This window comes from Sedimentibacter sp., assembly GCF_038562225.1.
Classification (GTDB): domain Bacteria; phylum Bacillota; class Clostridia; order Tissierellales; family Sedimentibacteraceae; genus Sedimentibacter.
On record NZ_JBCFAS010000001.1, the window covers coordinates 819119 to 843572 of the forward strand.

At 43.8% G+C, this 24454-nt stretch carries 21 protein-coding genes; 7 read left to right on the plus strand and 14 right to left on the minus strand.

Annotated features, from left to right (window positions below):
* Positions 1 to 78: 78 nt before the first annotated feature.
* From AAGU76_RS03940 to AAGU76_RS03960, 5 genes are read left to right on the plus strand one after another with little or no spacing between them, the layout of a single operon-like run.
* A complete protein-coding gene (locus tag AAGU76_RS03940; protein WP_342484137.1) occupies positions 79 to 558 on the plus strand; it encodes a 4Fe-4S dicluster domain-containing protein in 480 nt (159 codons plus the stop codon).
* Positions 558 to 2390: an aldehyde ferredoxin oxidoreductase family protein gene (locus AAGU76_RS03945; RefSeq protein ID WP_342484138.1), complete on the plus strand. Its 1833-nt coding sequence runs from the start codon at positions 558 to 560 to the stop codon at positions 2388 to 2390. Before AAGU76_RS03940 ends, AAGU76_RS03945 begins: the two co-directional genes overlap by 1 nt.
* Before the next feature lie 57 nt (positions 2391 to 2447).
* Complete coding sequence (gene nuoE / locus AAGU76_RS03950) at positions 2448 to 2942, plus strand: NADH-quinone oxidoreductase subunit NuoE (protein WP_342484139.1); 495 nt, start codon at positions 2448 to 2450, stop codon at positions 2940 to 2942.
* On the plus strand, positions 2932 to 4734 hold the full coding sequence (locus tag AAGU76_RS03955; protein WP_342484140.1) for an NADH-quinone oxidoreductase subunit NuoF: 1803 nt from the start codon (positions 2932 to 2934) through the stop codon (positions 4732 to 4734). The genes nuoE and AAGU76_RS03955 overlap by 11 nt, the downstream gene beginning before the upstream one ends.
* Positions 4731 to 5486: a 2Fe-2S iron-sulfur cluster-binding protein gene (locus tag AAGU76_RS03960; RefSeq protein ID WP_342484141.1), complete on the plus strand. Its 756-nt coding sequence runs from the start codon at positions 4731 to 4733 to the stop codon at positions 5484 to 5486. The genes AAGU76_RS03955 and AAGU76_RS03960 overlap by 4 nt, the downstream gene beginning before the upstream one ends.
* A gap of 164 nt (positions 5487 to 5650) precedes the next feature.
* On the opposite strand, the gene citX is transcribed toward AAGU76_RS03960, so the two are convergent.
* From citX to AAGU76_RS04030, 14 genes are all read right to left on the minus strand, one after another.
* Positions 5651 to 6841 carry a citrate lyase holo-[acyl-carrier protein] synthase gene (gene citX / locus AAGU76_RS03965; RefSeq protein WP_342484142.1) on the minus strand — a complete coding sequence of 397 codons (1191 nt, stop codon included), beginning with the start codon at positions 6839 to 6841 and terminating at the stop codon, positions 5651 to 5653.
* A 14-nt stretch (positions 6842 to 6855) separates the two neighbouring features.
* Positions 6856 to 8394 carry a citrate lyase subunit alpha gene (gene citF / locus AAGU76_RS03970; RefSeq protein WP_342484143.1) on the minus strand — a complete coding sequence of 513 codons (1539 nt, stop codon included), beginning with the start codon at positions 8392 to 8394 and terminating at the stop codon, positions 6856 to 6858.
* A gap of 1 nt (position 8395) precedes the next feature.
* Positions 8396 to 9283: a citrate (pro-3S)-lyase subunit beta gene (gene citE, locus AAGU76_RS03975; protein ID WP_342484144.1), complete on the minus strand. Its 888-nt coding sequence runs from the start codon at positions 9281 to 9283 to the stop codon at positions 8396 to 8398.
* The gene (gene citD, locus AAGU76_RS03980; protein WP_342484145.1) at positions 9284 to 9577 is read right to left on the minus strand and encodes a citrate lyase acyl carrier protein; all 294 of its coding nucleotides are present in this window, start codon (positions 9575 to 9577) and stop codon (positions 9284 to 9286) included. It lies immediately after the preceding gene.
* A gap of 17 nt (positions 9578 to 9594) precedes the next feature.
* Positions 9595 to 10635 (minus strand): [citrate (pro-3S)-lyase] ligase, encoded by a 1041-nt coding sequence (citC, locus tag AAGU76_RS03985; protein ID WP_342484146.1) that lies wholly within the window; start codon positions 10633 to 10635, stop codon positions 9595 to 9597.
* 10 nt (positions 10636 to 10645) lie between these two features.
* A complete protein-coding gene (gene citG, locus AAGU76_RS03990) occupies positions 10646 to 11518 on the minus strand; it encodes a triphosphoribosyl-dephospho-CoA synthase CitG (RefSeq protein WP_342484147.1) in 873 nt (290 codons plus the stop codon).
* A gap of 11 nt (positions 11519 to 11529) precedes the next feature.
* Complete coding sequence (locus AAGU76_RS03995) at positions 11530 to 12573, minus strand: AbrB family transcriptional regulator (RefSeq protein ID WP_342484148.1); 1044 nt, start codon at positions 12571 to 12573, stop codon at positions 11530 to 11532.
* Between the two features lie 74 nt (positions 12574 to 12647).
* Positions 12648 to 14144 carry a tripartite tricarboxylate transporter permease gene (locus tag AAGU76_RS04000; RefSeq protein WP_342484149.1) on the minus strand — a complete coding sequence of 499 codons (1497 nt, stop codon included), beginning with the start codon at positions 14142 to 14144 and terminating at the stop codon, positions 12648 to 12650.
* Between the two features lie 10 nt (positions 14145 to 14154).
* Positions 14155 to 14652 (minus strand): tripartite tricarboxylate transporter TctB family protein, encoded by a 498-nt coding sequence (locus tag AAGU76_RS04005; RefSeq protein WP_342484150.1) that lies wholly within the window; start codon positions 14650 to 14652, stop codon positions 14155 to 14157.
* A 130-nt stretch (positions 14653 to 14782) separates the two neighbouring features.
* A complete protein-coding gene (locus AAGU76_RS04010; protein WP_342484151.1) occupies positions 14783 to 15775 on the minus strand; it encodes a tripartite tricarboxylate transporter substrate binding protein in 993 nt (330 codons plus the stop codon).
* A gap of 2 nt (positions 15776 to 15777) precedes the next feature.
* Positions 15778 to 17052, minus strand: a complete 1275-nt coding sequence (larA, locus tag AAGU76_RS04015) for a nickel-dependent lactate racemase (protein WP_342484152.1) — start codon at positions 17050 to 17052, stop codon at positions 15778 to 15780.
* 12 nt (positions 17053 to 17064) lie between these two features.
* Positions 17065 to 18429, minus strand: coding sequence for an MmgE/PrpD family protein (locus AAGU76_RS04020; protein ID WP_342484153.1), 1365 nt, complete (start codon positions 18427 to 18429; stop codon positions 17065 to 17067).
* A gap of 127 nt (positions 18430 to 18556) precedes the next feature.
* Complete coding sequence (locus AAGU76_RS04025; protein ID WP_342484154.1) at positions 18557 to 19708, minus strand: PrpF domain-containing protein; 1152 nt, start codon at positions 19706 to 19708, stop codon at positions 18557 to 18559.
* A 20-nt stretch (positions 19709 to 19728) separates the two neighbouring features.
* Complete coding sequence (locus tag AAGU76_RS04030; RefSeq protein ID WP_342484155.1) at positions 19729 to 20664, minus strand: LysR family transcriptional regulator; 936 nt, start codon at positions 20662 to 20664, stop codon at positions 19729 to 19731.
* 126 nt (positions 20665 to 20790) lie between these two features.
* On the opposite strand from AAGU76_RS04030, the gene AAGU76_RS04035 reads away from it, so the two are divergent.
* On the plus strand, positions 20791 to 23088 hold the full coding sequence (locus AAGU76_RS04035; RefSeq protein ID WP_342484156.1) for a hydratase: 2298 nt from the start codon (positions 20791 to 20793) through the stop codon (positions 23086 to 23088).
* A gap of 54 nt (positions 23089 to 23142) precedes the next feature.
* Positions 23143 to 24351: an NADP-dependent isocitrate dehydrogenase gene (locus AAGU76_RS04040; RefSeq protein WP_342484157.1), complete on the plus strand. Its 1209-nt coding sequence runs from the start codon at positions 23143 to 23145 to the stop codon at positions 24349 to 24351.
* The last annotated feature ends 103 nt before the right edge of the window (positions 24352 to 24454 follow it).

A 24454-nucleotide genomic window follows, 5' to 3' on the forward strand; every position in this document is an offset into this window, starting at 1 on the left:
TCAATGATTAAAATAATTGCTCTTATTAAATTTAATGCACTGAAGGAGGTGGAACTGGCACAATGGTGCCAGAGTAAAATGTCAAAAGGTTTAGTTGTATCGCCAGACAAGTGTACTGGCTGCAGAACATGCGAGCTTGCATGTTCCTATAGCAAAGGGGATAACTTCAACCCTAAAGATTCTGCTGTTTCGGTCTTGTTCTATGACGAAATAGGGCTTCAAATTCCTATGATGTGCATGCAATGCGACGAGCCACACTGCATGACTGTATGTGTTGTAAATGCTCTTACCAAGGATGAAAAGACAGGTGTTGTGAACTACGATAAGGACAAGTGCATCGGATGCAAAATGTGCGTAAGCGCATGCCCGTTCGGTAACATAACCTACAGTTCAAGGCTGAAAAGAGTTGTCAAATGCGATATGTGCGGCGGTGACCCTCAATGTGCGAAAATGTGCAGCTACGGCGCCATTGAGTACAAAGAATTGGACGGCAATCTGGAAAAGAGAAAAATTATTGCCAACCAATTTAAACAGGCATTTGGAGAGGGGGCTAAATAATGAAAGGATACACAGGAAAATTAATAAGAGTTGATCTTACAAGTAAAACAATCAAAGTTGAAAAGCTCAACATGGATTATGCCAGGGAATTTTTAGGCGGAAGGGGACTTGGTTCCAAATATCTTTATGAAGAGGTTGACCCTACTGTTGACGCCTTGGGTCCCGACAACAAGCTTATATTCATGACCGGTCCCGTTACAGGTACATACGCCACATGCGCCGGCAGATTCAACGTAGTTGCTAAGGCTCCCCTTACCGGCACAATCGGAGCTGCCAACTCCGGCGGATACTTCGGACCTGAGCTTAAGTTTGCAGGCTACGACGGAATAATATTTGAAGGCAAAGCATCCTCCCCTGTCTACCTTCACATAAATGATGACTTAATAGAGCTCAAGGACGCCTCACAGGTATGGGGAAAAAATGTATTTGAAACAACGGACATGCTTGTTGCAGAAAACGAAGAAGATGCAAAAGTTGCATGCATCGGACCTGCTGGAGAAAAACTTGTTCTCTTTGCCGCAATAATGAACGACCGTGACAGGGCAGCAGGCAGATCCGGCCTTGGAGCAGTTATGGGAAGCAAAAACCTGAAGGCTGTTGTTGTAAAAGGAACAAACGGCATAGGGGTTGCCAATGCCCTGCAGTTTAACAAAGCAGCCCAGGATGCGAGAGAAAAGGTTCTGGCTAACGGTGTAACAGGCAAGGGCGGCGGTCTTCAGACCTACGGAACTGAAGTTCTTGTTAACATATTGAATGAAATGCACGCTCTCCCCACAAACAACTGGCAGTCTTCAAGATTTGAAGGCGGCGAAAAAATCAGCGGCGAATACCTGACAGAAAACTATCTTGTTAAAAATAAGGCATGCTTCGCATGTCCAATAGGCTGCGGAAGAGTCGTAAAGATTCCTGACGGCAAGTACAAGGGAATAGTTGCAGGACCTGAATACGAAGCCGGCTGGTCATACGGCGCATCCTGCGGCATTGACGATATAAACGAAATTGACAAGGCAAACCATGTGTGCAACATGCTGGGTATGGACCCAATCACAATGGGAGCAACTGTTGCATGTGCCATGGAGCTTTATGAAAAAGGCTACCTGCCCAAGGAAGACTTAGGCGGTGAAGAACTTGTATTCGGCGATGCCCAGTCAATAATGAAATGGACTGAAAAAACCGGTTACAGGGAAGGCTTCGGCGACATAATGGCACTGGGATCCTACAGAATGGCTGAAAAATATGGACATCCCGAATTTTCAATGACTGTCAAGAAACAGGAAATGCCTGCTTACGACGGAAGAGCAATCCAGGGAATGGGTCTCTCCTACGCTACAAGCAACCGCGGCGGCTGCCACGTAAGAGGATACGTAACTTCAACGGAAGTTCTTGGTATTCCTAAGAAAACAGATCCTCTGACCACTGAAGGAAAAGCTGCTCTTGTAAAACTGTTCCAGGACCTGACTGCAGTGGTGGACTCTTCAGACATCTGTCTGTTCACCACATTTGCCATAGGGCTTCCTGAAGTTTCCTCTTTGCTGAGAGGAACAGCAGGATTGGAATTTACCGATGATGAAATACTCAAGGCCGGAGAAAGAATCTGGAACCTTGAAAAAATATTCAATCTGGAGGCTGGCTTAACAAGAGAAGACGATTATCTGCCTCCGAGACTGCTCAGGGAGCCTGTAACCAGCGGACCTTCCAAAGGCAAGGTAACAGAGCTTGAAATCATGCTCAACGAATACTACTCTGTTCGCGGCTGGGACGAATACGGCGTTCCTTCTGATGAAAAGCTTGAGGAACTGGGTCTTGAGATGAAATCGGCTCAGGAAGCATAACATTAATCAGAACATCCATTAAATGGATGTTCTGAAATTTTTGACGAAGGTGATATTATGATTGATTCTAGCATCGACATTATGGAATCAAACGAACTTGATGTATTATTGAGAAAGTATCCCTGTGAGAAAAGATTTACCCTGGCCATCTTGCAGGATGTCCAAAAGCACTACGGATACATTCCAAGAGAAGTAATGCAACTGGTAGCAGACTACCTAAGACTTCCAGTCAGCGAAATATACAGCATGGCGACATTTTACAAGGCTTTGAGCCTAAAAGCAAAGGGAAAACACATAATTAAGGTCTGCAACGGAACAGCCTGCCACATAAGAGGAGCCAACATGCTCATAGATGAAGTGGCTGAGCTTCTTGACATCTCTCCCGGAGAAACTACGGAGGATGGTTTGTTTTCCATAGAGATAGTAAACTGTCTTGGAGCCTGTGCCCTGGCTCCCGTAATGGTAATAGACGACAAGTATTACGGCAAAATGACCAGAGACAAGGTCAAATCCGTCATCGACGAATACAGGAGGGCATCCCATGAACAGTGAAAAAAGGAAAATACTGGTGTGCTGCGGAACAGGATGCCTGGCAAACAACAGCTACAGTGTTTATACACGTTTTGTGGAAAAATTGAAAGATCAGGACACGGACGTGGTTCCCCTGGTCAAGTCCACAGGCTGCAACGGTCTTTGCGAAAAAGGTCCTGTGGTGAAAATTATGCCAGATGAAATTTCATATTTCAAGGTGAAGGAATCCGATGTTGATGACATTGTGGAAAAAACCATTAAAAACGGTGAAATCATAGACAAGCTGCTGTATTTTGACACCAATGAAAAAAAACGGATTGTGTCGCACAAGGATGCCTCCTTTTACAAGCATCAGAACAAGATTGCCTTAAGAAACATAGGCGAAATAGACCCTACAAGTCTGGAAGACTACAAGGAGCGCGGCGGATACAAGGCTCTGGAAATATCATTGTTTTCCATGACTCCAGATGAAATCATATCAGAAGTTGAAGCTTCAGGCTTAAGAGGCAGAGGCGGAGCCGGATTTCCCACAGGAAGCAAATGGAGAACATGCTTCAAGTTTGACAACTTTCCCAAATATGTGGTATGCAACGGCGATGAAGGTGACCCAGGTGCCTTCATGGACAGAAGCGTCATGGAAGGCGACCCCCACACAGTAATTGAAGGCATGATAATCTGCGGTTATGCAATAAATTCAAACAGAGGATTTCTCTACATAAGGGATGAGTACCAGCTGGCAAGAAAGAACATGCAGACTGCCATAGATTCTGCAAGGCAGCACAGTTTACTGGGAAAAAACATCCTCGGAAGCGGATTTAACTTTGACCTTGAGATCGTAAGAGGCGGAGGTGCCTTTGTGTGCGGCGAATCTAGCGCCCTTATGGCTTCCATTGAAGGAAACGTAGGCGAACCCAGGGCCAAGTATATCAGAAGCGTTGAAAAAGGTCTGTGGGACCAGCCAACTGTTTTAAATAACGTTGAAACATGGGCAAACATTCCTCCTATAATCATGAACGGGTCCGACTGGTTTAAAAGCATAGGCAGGGAAAAAAATTCCGGAACAAAGGTATTCTCCCTGGTGGGAAAGGTCAAGAACACAGGGCTTGTGGAAATTCCAATGGGAACCAAGCTGAAGGAACTTGTTTTTGATATCGGAGGCGGCATAATAAAGGACAGACCTTTCAAGGCAGTTCAGACCGGTGGTCCGTCAGGCGGGTGTATTCCAGGTGAATATCTGGATGTGCCAATGGACTTTGACTCATTAAGCGCAATAGGTTCAATGATGGGCTCAGGCGGAGTGATTGTAATGGATGATACCACCTGCATGGTTGAACTGGCCAGGTACTACATGGAATTTTTGTCCGAGGAATCCTGTGGCAAATGCACCACCTGCCGCGAAGGCATCAGCACAATGCTTAAGATACTGAACAACATCACCAAGGGTCAGGGAAAGATTGAAGATCTTGACCTGCTTGAAAGTTTAAGCGTGACAATCCAGGAAGCATCACTATGCGGTCTTGGAAAGACTGCTCCCAATCCTGTAATGACTACCTTGAAATATTTCAGGAACGAATACCTGGACCACATCGTAAACCACAAGTGCAGCGCGGGCGTGTGCAAAAACCTCACCTCCTATTCCATAAACAGGGACGCATGCGTAGGCTGCGGCTTATGTAAAAAGAACTGCCCAACAGGAGCCATAAGCGGTGGTTTGAAAGCTCCACACGAGATTGATCCGTCTTTGTGCATCAAGTGCGGAACATGCTTTTCCGTATGCCCGTCGGGAGCAGTTGTAATTGGAGGTGCAGAATGAACATTAAAATAGATGGACAGTATTATGAAGGTTTTCCCGGAGAAACACTCCTTGACGTGGCAAAGAGAAACAATGTGGATATTCCAAACCTCTGCCACAAGACAGGTTTCGAAGGACAGGGCCGCTGCAGGCTGTGCATGGTTGAAGTGGTAGAGGACAAGAGATCAAAAGTCGTTTCATCCTGCGTTTTTCCCATAAAGAACGGGCTTGAGGTTGTCACAGGCAGCGATAGGATTAAAAAGATTCGAAAAGACATCATCCTGCTTCTTCTGATGAAAACCCCCAACAACGATTATATAAAATGCTTGGCAGAACAATACGGCGTAACTGTTCCCGAAAGATTTACTGACGCAAAAAGCAGCGAAGACTGCATCTTGTGCGGCCTATGTGTAAAAGCTTGCGAAAAGATGGGAACCAGTGCCATTTCCTTGGTGAACAGAGGAACAACAAAAAAGGTTTCAACACCCTATGACGATTTCTCCATGGACTGCATCGGATGCGGTGCCTGCGCCGAAGTGTGCCCGACAGGGTCCATAAAAATGAAGAATGGAGGAGAAACAAGAACAATCTGGAACAAGGACTTCAACCTGGTAAGATGCGAACGCTGCGGCAAGCCGTACACCACAAAACAGGCGCTTGAATTTATCAGTAAAAAGCTGGAAGAAAAAGACCCTGAAAACCTCTGCGAAAACTGCAGAAAAAAATCAATAAGCGAAAAATTCAAGGAATCCTATGAAAACTACAACAGATAAAAAAAAGAGTTGCTGCGCAACGCCTTTATTCCAATGACTATTTAATTGTATCCTAAGCGTCAGCGAAGGATATCATAAAGTTTAAACTATGAGATTCTTCGGGCTGCGCCCTCAGAATGACATGCAATAAAACATAATTAAAGAGTTGCCTTAAGCAACTCTTTTTATAGTCCTATGAGGTTTTTTTCAAACCTGTTTTTAGCGTTTCGAACGTGAAGCCTTGCAAGCCTTTCGCTTTCTTCCGGATTGTTATTCAAGATTGCATTCATTATGTCCTTGGTCTCCCTGTAGGCATCGATGGTCTGCAAGGGCCTGTGCAGCGAAATTTTACGAAGTCTGCTCAAATTTTTGGTCACTGCCATCAGGTAACTCTTAAGCAGATCATTGCCGGTCATTTCAAGGGTTGCTTCAGTCCACTTGCTGTGGAGCCTTTCCATTGCTGCATAGTCGTTGTTCACAATTGCAGCGTCCATGCTTGAGATGATGTTTTCCAAAGCCTTTATTCCCTTCTCGTCAATGTCCAGGCATATGCGCTTTATGGCCAATCCTTCAAGGACTTCTCTCACATCATAAAGTTCCTGCATATCCTTCATGGAAATCTGGCTTACAAAGTATCCCCTTCTGGGAAAATAGGTTATGAGACCGTCCTGGTCCAGCTGCTTCAGAGCTTCTCTCACAGGAGTCCTGCTAACATTGTTTTCCCTGGCCAGGTTTTCTTCAACCAGCTTCTCCCCGGGCTTGAGCCTGTTATCCAGAATCTCCTTCTTTATGTTCTCATACACCTGTTCGCTCATTGAAATCTTCGGTTTTGTACTATCATTGTCCTTAAGCTTGAAGTACGTGGTTCCGATTTCTTCCACCTTAGCCGCCAGCTCTTCATAGCTGTGGTTTTTCATCCTTATGCATGTCAGGGCTTCTTCGCTGCAAAGAAGGCATCGTCTTGGCTTTAAGCCAAGCGCCGGCCTATTTATCTGATTGTGGTAGCGGTCAAACACATCGAAATCAAAAATTCTCCCCAGGTAATGGGTTTCCTCAATTTCCGTGACTATTTTTTTTGTCTGTCCAGGGTCAAGGTCTATTGATACAAAGCCCTCTCGTCCGGTTGGCTTATCAAGTGTTTCAATATGAATGATATCAACCTTTGTGGCATTTAATACCTTCAAAAGGTGGTGAATGCCCTCCTTGTGAATATCGGTATACAGTCCTGAGCTTTTCACCGATCCTGGCGTATTCAAGGTAAATGAGATTAATGTATACGGGTATCTTTCAAGAAGCTCCAGTTGCTTCTTAGCTCTTGCTTCCCTCGAGTCAAGTATGTCAATCATTGTTTTTACGTCAGAATTAATATCTATCATATTTACTCCATAGTCTATTTTACTTTTCTTATTACATCAATAACCGATCCGTCTCTGTATTGTACTACACCTACAATCTTGTCGTCAAACTCTATTTTTTCAGGTATTCCGGTTAATTTTTCTGCTATGTCCTTAAGTTCGTTTATGGTGAGTGTCTTAAGGCCTGCTTTTCCGAAGTTTTCTATCAAGTCCTGTCTCAATGGGTTCACTGCTATGCCGTAATCCGTTACAACAACATCAATGGTTTCTCCCGGAGTGCATACAGTCTTTACCTTGTCCACGATGATTGGGTTTCTGCTTCTTACCAGCGGAGCAAGAATAACAGCCAGTCTTGCCCCTGCTGCAGTATCCTGGTGTCCGCCTACAGCCTGGCTTATGGACCCGTCGGATTTTGAAACCACATTCACGTTGAAGTCAGTATCAATTTCCAGTGCCCCCAGCATCAGTATGTCAAGATTGTTCACAAGACATCCTGAATTGTGCGGATTTGCATAAAAACCTGCATCCACTTCAAAGTGCTTAGCGTTTCTTCCCATTGATTCAGCAGCAACCAGGTCAAAGCACTGCGTATCGAAAAGTCCTTCCAGCAGTCCTTCCTCCAGGAGCTGAACCAGCTGTGAGGTTATTCCTCCAAGTCCGAAGCTTCCCTTTATGTTGTGCTCCAGCATCTTTTCCCTTAAGAAGCCTGTAACAGCCAGAGAAGAACCTGCTGCACCGGTCTGATATGAAAAGCCGTTCTTGAAGTAACCTGATGCCATAATTGCCTTTACTGCATTTTCTGCAATCAGAAGGTCTCTTGGATTGCTGGTATTTCTAATTACACCTGAAACGATTCCTTTGGGGTCTCCCACAGCGTCAACCTGAACAACAAAATCCACCTGAGTCTGGTTTATGCTGGCAGGAAGGCACGGATAATCAACCAGGTTATCTGTGATGAGCACCACCTGGTCAGCATATTTGGCATCTATCATTGCATATCCCAAAGAGCCGCAGGCGGATTTGCCTGAAAATCCATTGGCATTTCCATAGCTGTCACAAGCAGGAACTCCAAGAAATGCAACGTCTATTTTCAGCTCACCTGATTCAACAGCTCTTGCTCTTCCTCCGTGAGACCTTAAGATAACCGGATTTTCCATTATTCCTTCTGATATGGCAGTGCCCAGAGGTTCTCTGATTCCGCTGCTTTCTATTCTTGTGATAACTCCGTTCTTAATATGATCTATCAATGGACCGTGGCATGTTCCCAGGGAGCTTGGCGCTATGCGAAGGTTCTTAATGCCCATTTTTGCAGCCGCATCGATAACCATGTTTATTATAAAGTCTCCGTTTCTGAAGTGATGGTGAAACGATACAGTCATTCCGTCCTTCAGTCCGGTAGCTTTAATGGCATCTTCGATTGAGCCGATGATCTTGTCCTTGTGGGGCAAAGGTCTTTTCAGCCTGCTTCCTGCCTTGCTTCCTTCAGGTACTACGCTGAATGGTCTATCATAAGGTTTTATGTCACCGATTCCTTCAATATAAGTTGGAATTTCTCTTCCTACACCATTTATCATTTTACTCTTCCTCCCTGTAAATTCCGGATGCCTTTGCCAGTTCAAGCACTCTGTATGCTCTTTCGACAATTGGAATGTCTATCATCTTGCCGTCTAAAGCTATTACTCCGCTGCCTTTTTCTTCTGCTTCCTTAATGGCATCTAAAACTCTTACGGCATACTTTATTTCCTTTTCAGTAGGTGCAAACACTTTGTGAACCATGCCGATCTGTCTCGGGTGAATTACAGACTTGCCGTCAAAACCAAGCTGCTTGATCAATTTTACTTCTTCAAGGAATCCTTCATCATCCTTTATGTTTGAGTACACAGTGTCCAGGGCATAGATTCCTGCAGCTCTGGCTGCCATCAGCAGGTTGCTTCTTGCTGCCAGAAGCTCGATTCCTTCCGGTGATCTGGTTGTCTTCATGCTGGTCACAAAATCCTCTGCTCCAATGGCTATGGCCACAAGCCTCTTGCTTGCCGTAGCTATTTCATAAGCGTTCATTATTCCAAGAGGACTCTCTACGGCAGCCATTATTTTTGTGCTTCCAACTTCTAGACCGATTCTTTCCTCTATTTCCGCAATTATGTTTTCAACCTCTATTACATCTTCTTTTTTTTCGGTCTTAGGAAGCCTTATGATGTCAGGCTGAGCCTTAACCATTGCCTCCAGGTCAGCTCTGCCGAAAGGTGTGTCAAGGCCGTTTATTCTTACAACAGTCTCCACATCGCCGTAATCCATGGTTGTTAAGGCATTATACACCAAGAACCTGGCAGAATCTTTTTCCTTCAGCGAAACAGAATCCTCCAGGTCAAACATTATGGAGTCCGAACCGTAAAGGTGAGCATCCATAATGTTGGCGGGATTGTTTCCGGTAACGTACATCATTGTTCTTCGTAATTTAACCATTTACTTCTCCCCCCATGCATATTCATTTTTTTCTGCAGCCCTGTACAAGGCTGTCAGTGTTCTTGCCTTTATGACAAAATCTATGGCGCCCTTATCCACTGCTCTTACCACAGCGCTTTCGACACCTTCGTTTTTGAGTGTTTCTTCGATGACATTGCATATTTGTCTTCCAAACAGTTTCATTACAGTGCTTTGCAGTATGATTTCAATACCCTGTTTATCTGAAGGTTCTATGACAATATTTATATCACTGGACTCAACAGTACCTGCAACTCCAACTTTCTTAATCTCCATTTGTTGCCTCCTTGCATCTATTTTTTGTCATTTATTATTTTTTCAACAATGGGCCCGGCTTCTTCCGAAATCAAAAATTCGTAAGTTGTCTGCGGAACCAAGTGTCTGACTTTTTCAATCTCGCCGTTTCTTATGAGTTCTCTTACCCTTGAAGCACTTACAGCAGCTTCATGTATTTTTTTTCTTTCTATTTCTATCACTTCAATATTGTAATCCCTGAGCGTTTCAATCATTACCGTGTTGTATTCCTTTGTAACGGGGTCTGAAAGCTCCTGTCCCACATACCTTCTGTTTATTCCAAGCGCCGGTGCGATGAATTCGCCAAAAATCTTCACATCCAGTTTGGCATGGATACTTACTATCGAATTTTTTTCCTTCAAAAAGTAAGACGGGAAAGTGGAATTTGAGATTATGTAGTTTTCTCCCCTGTGCACAAACACATTTTTCAGGTGTTTTGTTCCTTCCTTTACAAGCCTGTACCGTACATTGCTGGGAAATACGGACCGGTCTTCCCACACAACGAATATGTGAACGACATCGCTGTTTGCTGAAGCTGTCTCAATAAGGTATTGGTGTCCAAAAGTAAACGGGTTGCAGTTCATCACAAGGCCTGACACAATTTTCCCATCGCGCCTTTGGCTCTTGAGCCTTGAAGTGTAATCTTCTATTCCTCTCGGATTGTTCTCGAGAAGAGTAACCTGGCCGTCAACGGATGTGATTTCCTTAAATCCAAAGTCCTGGAACATCTTACTGTTCTTCGGCTTGGTAAAAATGAACAGGTGTGAATTTCCTCTTTGATATTGTTCGCTTAACAGCATTGAAACCAGTTTGTTTGAAAAACCTTCACCCTGAAATTCCGGATCGATGGCTATGCATTTCAGCACATTTCCTGTAATTGACCCTGTCCCGATTATTTTATCGTCCTCATATATTGCAAGAGTGAATTCAACATCCTTTTCAAGAAGCAGTTCCTGCTGTTTCAGAAATTCATCAACCTCGCTGCGTTCTGCTCTGTTTTTCAAATTGACTGTTCTGATTTCCACGTTTTTGCCGTACATATGTCTCTCCTTATATTAAACCGCCGTTTTCAATGAGATACAAAAGAAGCGTAACCGCTACCAGGTCGGCTGAGCCCCCCGGGCTTATGTTTCTTTCTATGAAGTCTCTGTCCATTTCTTCAACAGTCTTTCTTCCTTTTTCAGTCAGGCAGCCCCCATGCCTTAAGGCGTCATGGGCAGATTTCCTTGCATACTCAAGCATCTCTTTATTGTGCCTCCCAAGTATGTTACTGTCTTCTGTCCTGGATATGAGGATGAGAAGCACATGAACAAGTGCATCGTTGACGCTGACTTTCTTAGCAAGCAGTTCCTTCAGGGCAGGCAGTGAATACTCAAGGGCAGTGGCAAAACCATTTTCCACTTCTCCTCGTATTCCTTTTGCACCGAATTTTTTGTACAGCCTTTCCCCGTAGGTCAATTTGTCTTTATTTTCGGCGTCTTTTAATTCCTCCGATACATCCCTTGCCATAAGTTTTACGGCTTCTGATATTTCCACGGCTGAAATGCTTGTTTTTTTATATTTTTTAAAAAGAAGACCCGCAGCAGCTGCTATGAAGCCTGCCGAAAAAATTATACCCTTATGTGTATTAATGCCGCATGTTGCATCAAACATTGCAATTTCTGCATGCTTGCCTATTGGTCTCAATTTTCTCAAAAGTTCTGAATAACCTTCACCATCAAATGACATTGCTTCCTCTGCACATCTGTAGAAATAATCGCTCAAGGCGACGCTTGAATCCAGGAATGTAAAAAAGTCCATGTCCTTGTGAGCGCCTGAATTATTTCTGTCCACCAGCCCCGGCTTAGGAGTTGCCGAAACCTCATACAAAATTGCTTTCAATGCTAATTTGCTGATGTAAATGCAATACTCGTGATTATTCATAATACTCCTTATTATGTCGCTAATGCTACTATTAATCTTATTACCTGCGGAAATACAGACACAGCAGATATCATTCTTATTATCTGCAGCACTATTACATCCGAACTTTCTATTCCGATTTCTGCAGAAATGAGGGCCATGTCGGAAGCACCAGCCGGCGTTGTGGCCAGCATTGCCTCATCAATGGGGATGCTGTACTTTTTGTTCAGAATGTTCCCTATGATGAAACATGCACCAAAGTAGCCTGCCAGAAGAATCAATGACGGTACAACAAGATTTTTAAGTTCCATTGCATCATTCATCGTAAAACTGCTGCCTATATAACACCCTGCCAGCACCTGGGCAAAACGCCTCATGGATCTGGGCATGCATGCCTTTCCTGTGGTCAACTTAAATATTATAACACTGACCATTGAAAATACAAGTGCAGCTGAAGGCATTCCCGAAATCTTCCCTATGGTGCCGAAGACACCTGCCACAGCCAGCGTAAGAAGCATATGCTTCGCACTGTTGTCATTGCTGACTGTTCTTTTATATATTTCTGTCTGGCTTTTTTGCCTGAACATCTTCCAGTTTGATACTTTAGATATCATAGACGGAAAAACGCCAAGGCCGAAAACCAGCCTGACAAACTGAAGCAGCGCCACACTGGCGGAATCAGCACCCATTTCTTCGCTGATTATGGGAATGTCGCTTATACCGCCCGGTACAGCACTCATAAGAGAGGTTGTAAGGTCCAGGCTGCTGCTTCTGTAAATCAGAAATCCGGATATTATGTTTAATATTAGCATACCTAAAAGCAAGGCTGATGCTGGCTTATAGATTGTCTTAAGCCTTGCCAGGTCGCTTTTTTCCAAACCGACACCGATGAAAGCCCCGGCTATGATCTGGGCCGCCAACCTGCCCACATAGGGCATGTATGCCATGCCCGTGGCAATGTTTAGCGCCGCTGCCCCGGCAATGCTTCCGATCATCATACCGCCCGGAACCTTAAACTTTGAAAGCACGTATCCGGCCGCTGTTCCTGCTGTTATTGTCAATAAAAAATTTATCATCATCCACCTTCGAAAGCATTCCCAAGTCGGTTATTCTCTATATTTTTAATTGTAATATTCTATATTTTATCCTATTAAGCATTGCGCTTCTTTTTCATGATCATTGGTCCAACAACCGGCCACAGCAATGATATAGCACTTACTATCATCAATACTGCAGTTATAGGTTTTGTAAACACAGCAGCAATGTCTCCCTGCTCGATCATTATTGCTCTTCTTAAGTTAGATTCAACCATTGTTCCAAGAACCAGTCCAAGTATCAGAGCTGCGTTGTTGAATCCGAATTCAGCAAATGCATATCCTATTATACCGGCAATGATCATGAGAACTACGTTACCGGTTGTATTCTGTAAAGCGTAGCTTCCGATTACAGCCAGAAGGATTATTACTGTACCCAGTATGCTGTAAGGAATTCCAAGAATCTTTCCGAATATTTTAGCAACAGCCAGTGAAACGAATACCATTGCAATGTTTGTGATGATCATTGAAACGAACACGCTGCCCATGTATTGCGGCTGAGTTTGAAGCAGCAACGGTCCCATCTGAACGCCCTTCATTACAAGAGCTGACATCATGATGGCTGCAGCATTACCTCCTGGTATTCCCAGTGAAAGCAGAGGAACCATTGAACCGCCTGTTGCTGCGTTGTTTGCAGTTTCTGAAGCAGCAATACCTCTTGGCTCGCCTTTTCCAAATGTTTCAGGATGTTTAGATGTCTTTACTTCTGCAGTGTAGCTTAAGAAAGCAGCAATTGTTGCACCGGCTCCAGGAAGAATACCTACTACTGTTCCCAGGATTCCTGATTTTGTAATAGTGTCCTTCATAGCCCAAAGCTCTTTGAAAGATACCAGCTTATCGTTAACTTTTTTGTTGTCTACGCCTTCAAGGCTTTCCAGCTTGCTTCTGTCCTTAGTTTCCTTCAGTATCTGAGTGATAGCAAACATACCTATCATAACAGGTATCATTTCTATACCGGAAAGCAATGTTGAATTTCCCCATGTGAATCTGGCAATACCTTCGATTGGGTCCATTCCCACAGTTGCGAGCCAAAGTCCCAGAAGACCTGAAATCAGAGTTTTTAATACATTTCCTTCATCAAGGGCTGTAAGAACAGAAAGTCCCATGAATGATATTGCAAACAGCTCTGAAGGACCGAACTTAAGTGCAGCCGATGAAAGCTGAGGGCTTATTAAAAACATTGCAAATGCTGCGAACAAACCGCCCAATGCCGAACAGATGAGCGCAATGCTCAGGGCTCTCATTGGCTGGCCGTTTTGCGCCATAGGATGTCCGTCAAAAGTTGTAGGAGCACTTGAAGGTGTTCCAGGTATTTTAAATAGGATGGCAGTTATTCCGCCTCCTGTTATTGCAGCACAGTAAACCGCTACCAAAAACGCGATTGATGTAACAGGATCAAGCCCGTAGGTGAATGTGAGTCCCAGTACAACAGCCATTGAAGCACTTACGCCGGGAAGAGCACCAAATATTACGCCTATTATAGTACCAAATAATATAAGCAAAAGTGTTTGTGGAACAAGTACCACTTGCATACCCAATTTGATTAATTCCATTTTTTCCTCCCTAAATATACTGTTCTATGAACAATGCCAATGTTCTGAATATTCCTGTTCCTCTAGGAAGCATTATGCCCAGCACAACGTCAAAGATCAGGTACAGAAGTATTACACATCCTACGGATGACAGCAGCAATACCCTGATTCTCTTTTCGCCCAGAAGACGTGAATAAAGTAAAAACAATATTACAGAACCAACAAGGAAGCCTATTTTATCCAGCACATATGAATATACAAGCATAATTACGCTTCCTATGAACATCTTGTTTGTCACGAATTTTTTCAAGTTGAAATTAAATTTGAAGCTTATGTTACCGTTGCTGTTTCTCACGATTTTATAAGCATTCACCAACAAGCTGATAACCAGCAGCACCAGCAGAAGCTGTGACCACTGTCCGCCTCCTAATGTTCCCGGCGCTGATTGGGGCACAGTTGAGCCCACATAAAAGTAACAATAAATGAAAAATACCGCTAAACCTAAGTTAAACAATAATTCCAAGGCCATTAAACTTTTCACTCCTTTTAAATTTTAAAAATTTTATTACATATTTTGTTAATAAGTGTTATTCAGAAATATAACCTTCTTAGATTTAAGTATCAAAGCCGTCCAAGAAGGTTATATTGCTATCTAATTATTATTTGCCTCTGAGTTCCTTCATAGTTTCATAATATTCAAACCAAAGTGTCTTGAATTCTTCCTGAGTAGCAAAGCCAGGTCTGTCGTTCAAACCAACTGATGCTTTCCAGTCATTCCATTCTTGCATTTCATTAACTTTAACTGCTGCAGCTTCCAAAGCGTCTATAGCTTCCTGTGGTGTTCCCTTTGCTGCAACTATACCTCTCCAAGGTCCGATGTAAGCTTCGATTCCAAGTTCGCCTGTGCACTGTACGTCAGGAAGATTTGTTGCTCTTTCTTCAGCCAGCAATACGATAGCTTTCATATCGCCTGACTTCAGGTAAGCATTTCCATCAAATGGGCTTGTAAGAACCATGTCTGTGTGTCCGCCCATTATTGCAGCATTTGCTTCAGCACCGCTTGCGTATGGTATGAACTGAACTTCGATTCCGGCTTCATCAAACAGTTGCTGAGCAGCAGCTCCGTCTATACCGTTGATTGACATCATTCCCAGTGTAGGTTTCTTGCCAGGGTTAGCTTTAGCGTATGCAATCAACTCTTCAAGGTTGTTGTATGGAACATTCTTTCCAGCCAATATGATGTTTGAGTCCTGAACAAGTCTTACAACCTGCATTGTATCATTCAGTATGTCAAATGATGCTGTTCCGTCAACAGCAGCTATTATATGTGAAGGTGTGTACATTGCAAAAGTGTATCCGTCTGCAGGCTGGTTAACGAAGAATTCAGCACCCTGAACTCCGCCGGCACCTGCAACGTTGTTGATGTTTATAGTTGTTCCAAGTTCTTTTTCCATCAATGGAGCCCATGCTCTTATTGTAGTATCGGTTCCGCTTCCGGGTCCGAACGGTATAACTATTTCAATCGGTCTTTCAAATTTCCAAGCCTGTGGAGCTGCCGGATCGTTTGACGGCGCAGCTTCCTTCTTGCTGCATCCCATTATGGAAAGTGACAGCACCAATGCCATTACTGTTAGTAAAAATCTCTTTTTCATTATTATTCTCCTTTTAATATTGTAGGAATTATGTTCACTGCATTAGGCAAGACTAAAATTTTGTTTGGCATTTTCTCTTTAATTGCCGAATCTAGTGCTTGCTGCAGACTAGGAGCTCCTCCCATCATCATTACATGAAGCTCCTCTTTGTTCAGGTGATCTGAAACAACAATTATTCTCCCCTTGAGCATGGCTCTTGCATACATAAAAGCCTTGTTGCTTCCCACATCGTAACCTTCAGCTTTGAATCTATCAACAACTTCCTGAGGGTTGTGTGCTTCGGAAAGCCATTCCTTCAAAACTCCTTCCCCATACCCATCCTTGCATTCAGCTGTAAGAATGAAGATACAATCCGGATTACCAATCTTTTCAGCAACGGACAGCGCTTTTTGAGATTGATAGAGATTCCTATCCCTCGGATATCCGCCGGGACTGATAACAACAATATCTGCTTTTTCAGATATTATTACTTCACTGACCCCCTTACATATATCAACTCCTTTTTTATGCGCTTCAACCAAGTCTCCTGCCACAAAAGCAATGTTTTGCTTGTGGGGATTCTGAACTGCATTGACCATGAACCTTACATTTACCTTTTTGGCTATGTCCAATGCAACTTCGTGAAACGGATTACCATATATAAATCCCATGGCGGGATCATACGGCCTTATCGGCAAAGAATGGTGGATTTTAAGTGTTTCAAATCCAGCCAGTCCCGGAACTATGCTTTTTCTTCCTCCGCTGTATCCGGCGGAGTGGTGAGGTGCTATTAGTCCCGTAACAATGCAGAATGTGCATTCTTTTAGAGCTTTGTTCACATGGACCGGAACGCCGTACAGCGATTCTCCCATGTATGCCAGGTCTTCCTTGTCCTTGCACTGATGAACAAGCACTTCAAATATTTTTGCCACATCTTCCCCGACTATACTGTTTATTTCTTCCGGAGTGGTCTTTCTGTGGCTGCCGGTTGCAACTATAAATTTGATTTGTTTCAAATCAGTTACCTTGTCGGCAATTCGTCCTATTATTTCATGGACAATGAGTTTGTTGGGTCCCGGCCTTGTATGGTCATTGACGACTATCAGAACTTTGTCATCCTTTTTTATCATATCCTCCAGCTTCAAAGAACCTACAGGATTATCCATTGCATTTTTTAGGATTGCTTCCTCGTCTTCGATGTAATCGCCGGCTGATAAGTCAATGGTCTCAACACTTATACCTTCAGGCACTGTTGCTTCCTGAAAACTGTTTCCGTATGGAACCGTGATTTTTTCCACTGCAGCCTCCCGCTAGTTGTTTAAGTACATATTCAATGACATGTCCGTCTGTTTTTCAATGTCAAGTATTTTATCAATTACGTTGTTTTCATCATAAGCAACTCTTAAAAGAGGCGCTGCCTTACTTTTAATGTCATTTTCAGAAACAGGGCTGCATACGCTGCCTGTGGCATCCTGAACTTCAACAGATAAGCTGCTTCCATCCTTGAGCGTCACGGTCGTCCTGCATCCCCAGTGATTGGGATACCTGGCAGTAAATTCGTCGTCTGCCCTGACCTCCACCTTATCTGACAGTTTTTTTATATTTGTATCGCTTATGAAATCCTCACTGAAATGTTCAAGCACTACACTGCCGTTAACCATTGCGTCTGCAAAGGTGTATGGAGTGGAGAATTTGGCCTCAGTGGGAGTTTTGGGATTTCTGCTGCCTTCTGTGAGCCCGCACTGTTTGTATCCTACAAGATATGTGTCAATCACAACCTTTTTAACGTCGTCGGCGCTGATGCTGTGGTTTTCCCTTAGCTTCAACGCAGAATCAATGGCACAGTGAGTGCTTCTGCAACATGGATAAGGCTTGTTGTCTACATTTAAAATTTCATAAACAGTGCCCAAATCCTTCGTAACAAGAGTAAGATCGTATTCATCCGACATAGCCCTGAAAAGGCTTCCGTCTCTGGCACTCAGTATGCTCACAGGTCCTGTCATTCCGGCCTTGGCTAAAAAGCAGGCTTCTATGCCGCTTGCTGCTGCCCTGGCAGGATGCAGAATCTTTGAACTAGCACTGTCCTCCAGAAAAGCCCAAAGGCCGAAGGACTGTGTACCGGCCATTCCCAAAGCGTGTGCGGTTTCTTCCACACTTAGCTTCATCAGTTTAGCCGCTGCGGCCGCTGCCCCGAATGTACCTGCCGTGGATGTAACATGCCAGCCCTTGTTGCGGTGGCTTGAAACTCCAAAACCCATTCCTATTCTTGACATCACTTCATATCCGCAAATCACTGCTTCCAGAAAATCTTTTCCTGAAGAGTTCAGCTGCTGGGCCAAACATAATGCCGTGGGAACAACAACCGTTCCGATATGCGTTTTTGAACCCGTATGCACATCGTCAAGCTCCAGCTTGTGTCCCATCATTGCATTTATAAAAGCAGCCTGCACAACCGGCAGCCTTACTTCGTGGCCCCAGACATAAATTCCATTGTCGTTTCTGTAAATCTTTTGATATTCCTCGATTATTCCTTTGATTGTCTCATCCTGCGATGCACCCACAGCTGCGGCAAATGAATCAAGCACGCATATTTTGGTTGTCTCCAAAACATTTTGAGGCACCTTATCAAGATTGAACTCGGAAATATATTCCGCAAGTTTAATTATTTCATTCATACAGCACGTCCAAAATTAAAATTATGTCGCTTCAAAGAAAAAAATTGTATACAATCTTGTATACAATTATAGTTGAATAGTATTATGTTCGCAAATACGTAATAAATATATCTTCCATAGGCGCAGCCTATACCCCTAGTTTTGTATGAGGTATAAAGACACTTCCGTCCATGATTTTCCTTGCTGTCCGGTAGATTCCCTCCTTGATTATGTGTCCGTTCTCCATGTGAACCGTCACTTCCATAGGGCCGTAAGGATGGCCGATTACCAACGTTTCTGATTCTTTTGCCCTTTGGCTGATCAATTGGTTCACTATGGTTCCTTCTATTTTTGCTGCGGCTCCGGTGCATACGGCTGCAGTAACTGCAAAAGTCTTGTGAATTTTCTGAAGAGCTGCCATTCTGGCCAGCAAGTCAACATCCTCAGCTCTTACCTGTCTGTTCTCTGTTCCTGTGTAATCCTGCGGCTTGGAAACGATGCATATCTTAGGATACGCCGGACTCTTAGCCGTAGCCATACTTCTGTCAGCTACAATACCTGTAAGCTCGGCGCAGATGCTTCTTATTTCCTCAAGAATGTCCAGCACCCCAGGCGTGCCTTCAATCTGTGCCGGAAGTTCGTATCCCTTGAGGCTCAAGTCTTCAGCCTTTACAAATATGACCGGATTTCCCGAATCCACAATGGATACTGTGTAGCTTCCCTTTTCGTTTAAGTTAATTACGTCCTTTGTATTTCCCGTAGGCAGCAGCTTCTTTGTAACAGACCCCGCCGGATCGAAAAACTCGACCTTGAGTTTGGCCCCGGTTCCAGGTACTCCCGGTATGGCATAATCTCCTTGAGACAAAACAAGTCCGTCCCTCACAGGATAGGTCACGTGAATGATCTTGCTGCTGTTTGTGTTGTAGATTCTCACAACCGTAAAAGGCTCCACCGGTTTTAGAAGATTGTTCTGCACAGCAAAAATACCCACAGCGGATACCATGTTGCCGCAGTTTCCTTCCCAGTCGATCATGGCTTTGTCCAGGCTGACCTGACCGTACGTATAATCCACATCTGCGTCTTCCCTCTGTGATGGGCCTATGATGCACACCTTGCTGGTCAGGGAATTTGCCCCTCCCAGTCCGTCTATCTGCCTTGAGTCAGGACTTCCAAATGCGCTTAGGATAATATTGTCCCGCATCTGTCCTGCAGGCGGCAGTGAATTTTCAAGGAAAAATACACCCTTGCTCGTTCCTCCTCTTATTATGGAACATGGCACTGAAAATGATTCTCTGTACATAAAACCTCCGTGATATTTAATTATATGGGCTGCTCCTGGCTGAAGTATTCACGAATAAGATTGATGAACACTTTTGATGCCTTTGACAGATACATGTTGGGGCTGGTTGCTATGCACGTGTCCCAAAACGCATATTCGTTGTCTTCAATGAAGTAATAATCAGCTTCGTACTCACCTTTGAAAATATTAAGGTACTGAAGAGGGACAAGCGTTATCCCGTACCCGGTGCTTGCGATTCTTCTGGCGCTTTCATAGCTTTTTAGCGTAAGGCACACATCAGGATTTATTCCTGCAATATGAAATATTATGTCGCACACCTGCCTGATTCTTTTGTCCTTTTCCAACAGGATGAACTTTTCATCCTTGAAATGTTTGAGGTCAATAGAAGGGTATGGCAGGCTGTCGTCCTTTTTTGCAAACTGGGACAGCGGATGATTCTTTTTTGTAACGATCATGAAAGGATCCTTGTACAGAAATTCATGGTCTATGGGCTCATTATGCTTAAGGGGGTGACTGTGCATGATGGCAAAGTCAATTGATCCGTCAAGGAGGGATTTCTCAAGAACTGTGGAATTCATCTCCATCACATATATTTCAATATTGGGGAACTTCTCCATAAACAAAGGAAGCAGCTTCGGCAGCAGGTATGTTCCCATGAAACCGGTTATACCGATTTTCACTCTTCCTCTTTTCAGGTCATTGATGTATGTCACTTCATTTTTGAAATCATCATAAATGTTCAGTATTTCCGTTGCTGCCAGGCAGTACTTTTCACCTGCCAGAGTAAGGGATATGCCATCGTGTTTTCTTACAAAAAGTTTTGTGCCCAGCTCATCCTCTATCTTCTGTATGGCCTGGCTCAAGGAAGGCTGCGCGATGAACAGCTGCTGTGCGGCTTTTGATATGCTCTTTGTGTCTGCTATGGTTTTTATGTACAAAAGCTCTCTATCGTTCATAAATTCCTCCACATAGATTTTTCCTATGCCTAATATAATAAAACGAATATTAGACTATATGTCATTTGTATTATACACTTAATTTGAAGAATAAACAATAAAATTATTCTAATTTGGAGGAATGAAATGATAAATATTTTCGATGAAAATGTTCTTGTGCTCAAAGGAAGAAAAGTCTTTACCAAGGGCGCGGATTTCAATGAAATTACAATGCAGGAAGAAGGCCAGGCCTTTGATGAAAGCGAAGCCAGAAAAGGCACCATTTCCTACGGCATAATCAAAAACCACAACCATTCAGACAGCATGGAAAAGCTTAAACTGAAATTTGATTCCATTACAGCCCATGACATCACATATGTGGGAATCACTCAGACGGCAATTGCCAGCGGCATGAAGAAATTCCCTCTTCCCTATGTAATGACAAACTGCCACAACAGCCTTTGCGCCGTAGGAGGAACAATAAATGAGGACGACCACAAATATGCTCTTTCTTCTGCACAAAAATACGGCGGTATTTACGTTCCGCCAAATCTGGCTGTAATACACTCCTACAACAGAGAGATGATGGCCAAGTGCGGGAACATGATTTTAGGTTCCGACAGTCACACCAGGTACGGTGCTCTTGGAACCATGGCTGTAGGCGAAGGCGGAGGCGAGCTGGCTAAGCAGCTTTTAGAACAGACATACGACATAAGCTACCCGGAAGTCATAGCAATCCACCTCAAAGGCAAGCCTAAAAACGGTGTAGGTCCTCACGACGTTGCCTTGAATATAATAAAGGAAGTTTACAACAACAACTTTGTAAAAAACAAGGTGATGGAATTCATAGGAGAAGGCATCGAGTACCTTCCTGTGGAATACAGAAACGGGATAGACGTAATGACAACTGAAACCACATGCTGGAGCTCTATCTGGGAAACAGACGAGAAGGTTGAAAAGTTCTATGAGATCCACGGAAGAAAGGAAGATTACAGCAAGCTTAATCCTAAAAACATAGCATTGTATGACGGAATGGTGGAAGTCGACCTGTCCCAGATCAAACCGTCCATTGCTCTTCCGTTCCACCCGAGCAACGTTTATACAATCGAAGAGCTGAAGAGAAACGCAAAGGAAATCTTCGCACAGATAGAGGAAGCAAGCAAGAAGACATTCGAGTCCAACAACGTAAAAGTTGACCTCATGAGCAAACTGGTTGACGGCAACATTTATGTGGATCAGGGAATAATTGCAGGCTGTGCAGGAGGAACATTTGACAACATCGTTGCAGCTGCCGAAATAATGAAGGGAAAATCCACAGGCAACGGCAAATTCTCAATGAGCGTATATCCAGGAAGCCAACCGGCTTACATTGAGCTTGTGAAAAACGGAGTTGTTGCTGACCTCATGGAAGCAGGAGCTGTAATAAAGCCTGCATTCTGCGGTCCTTGCTTTGGCGCAGGAGACACACCGGCAAACAACGAATTCTCCATAAGACATACAACTAGAAACTTCCCCAACAGGGACGGTTCAAAACCAACAGAAGGTCAGGTTTCAATGGTTGCACTCATGGACGCAAGATCCATTGCCGCCACTGCCATTAACGGAGGAATCCTCACCGCTGCAGACGAACTGGATGTGGATTACACAGACATGGACTACAACTTTGATGGTTCAATTTACGAGAAAAGAGTTTACAACGGCTGGGGCCGCGAAGACCTTTCTTCTGAACTGACTTACGGACCAAACATCAAACCGTGGCCTACAATGCCTGAACTGACCGACAACATGGTAATAAAGGTTGTAACGCACATCACAGACCCGGTGACCACAACAGATGAGCTCATTCCTTCAGGTGAAACTTCATCCTACAGGTCAAATCCGATCAGACTTGCAGAGTTTACGCTAAGCAGAAAAGATCCGGACTACGTGGAAAATTCAAAGAAGGTTCACGCCTATGAAACAGCCCGTGAGGAAGGAAAACAGCCGTCAGCTGAATATGAAGAACTGAAGCAGGTTTTTGAAAGAATAAGAAAAATCGAAAACTTCAATAATATAGATGAAAAAGCTACAGGCATAGGAAGCACCATTTACGCCAACAAGCCGGGAGACGGTTCAGCCAGAGAGCAGGCTGCTTCATGCCAGAGAATTTTGGGAGCCTGGGCTAACATAGCCAAGGAATATGCGACAAAAAGATACAGGTCAAACCTTCTTAACTGGGGAATTGTACCTTTCTTAATAAATGACGAGTCCTTGATCCAAAAAGATGATTTCATATTCGTACCGGGAATAAGGTCAGCCATCATGAACAAGACAGATGAGATAACCGCATACGTCCTGGGTGAAGAACCAAGAAAAATAACACTGTCACTTGGTGCCCTCACTGACAAAGAAAGAGACATACTGGTAAGCGGTTCTCTAATAAACTACAACAAGAAGAACCTGTAGATTACTCTTTAAGGTCAACATCCGCAACGGTAAAATAAATTACAAGAGGTTTATATGGAAAAAATTAAAATGACTGCTCCGCTGGTGGAACTGGACGGAGATGAAATGGCACGTGTAATATGGCATTTGGTCAAGGAAAAGCTGTTGCTCCCTCATATTGACCTTAAGACGGAATATTACGACCTGCACCTTAAGAAAAGGGATGAAACAGACGACAGCATCACAACAAATGCAGCATATGCCATAAAAAAACACGGTGTTGGCGTAAAATGCGCGACCATAACTGCCAACGAAGACAGAAAAATTGAATACAGCTTAAAAACAGTGTCAGCAAGCCCAAACGGAACCATCCGAAAAATACTTGACGGCACAGTGTTCAGAAAACCCATTACATTTTGCACAATCACCCCGCTGATTCCAAGATGGAAAAAGCCAATCACCATTGCCAGACATTCATACGGCGATGTGTACACATCCACAAGCATGGATGTGGAAGCTGGAACCAGGGCTGAAATAGTCCTTACGTCCAAAGACGGCCGTGAAAAAAGAACCACCATCTTCAATTTTGAGGAAGACGGCATAGTGATGGGAGAGTACAACCTGGATTCCTCCATCAGAGGCTTTGCCAGGTCATGTTTCATGCATGCCCTGGAGGAAAAGTGCAATCTCATGTTTGCCACAAAGGACACGGTTGTCAAGGCTTACGACAACAAGTTCAAGGAAGTGTTTGAGGAGTATTGGGACAAATATAAAAAACAGTTTGAAAATGCAGGCATAGACTACACATACACGCTCATAGACGATGCAGTTTCAAGAATAATCAAGTCCGAGGGCGGTATAATCTGGGCGTGCAAGAACTATGACGGCGATGTAATGAGCGACATGGTGGCAACGGGATACGGAAGCCTTGCACTGATGACATCAGTGCTGGTTTCTCCGGACGGTTCCCATGAATACGAAGCGTCCCACGGAACTGTTAAGCAGCATTACTACAGGCATCTGAAAGGAGAAAGCACTTCAACAAACCCCATAGCAATTATCTTCGCTTGGACCGGAGCCTTGAGAAAACGAGGCGAGCTTGATGCAAACCAGGACCTTGTTAAGTTCTGCGACAGTCTGGAACAAGCATGCAGGGACACTATAGACAGCGGGGCTGTAACAAAGGATTTGTTTGAACTTTCATCATCAGAGAACAAAAAAATAGTAACCACCGAGGAAATTATTGATCTGATAGCGAAAAACATAAAATTAAAATTTCAATAGTGCCTCCATTAAAGGGTTGTTGCATTAGTGATAATTATCGTATCATTCTGATGGTTTTAGCCCGAGGAATCTCATCATTTCAACATATGAGATCCTTCGCTAA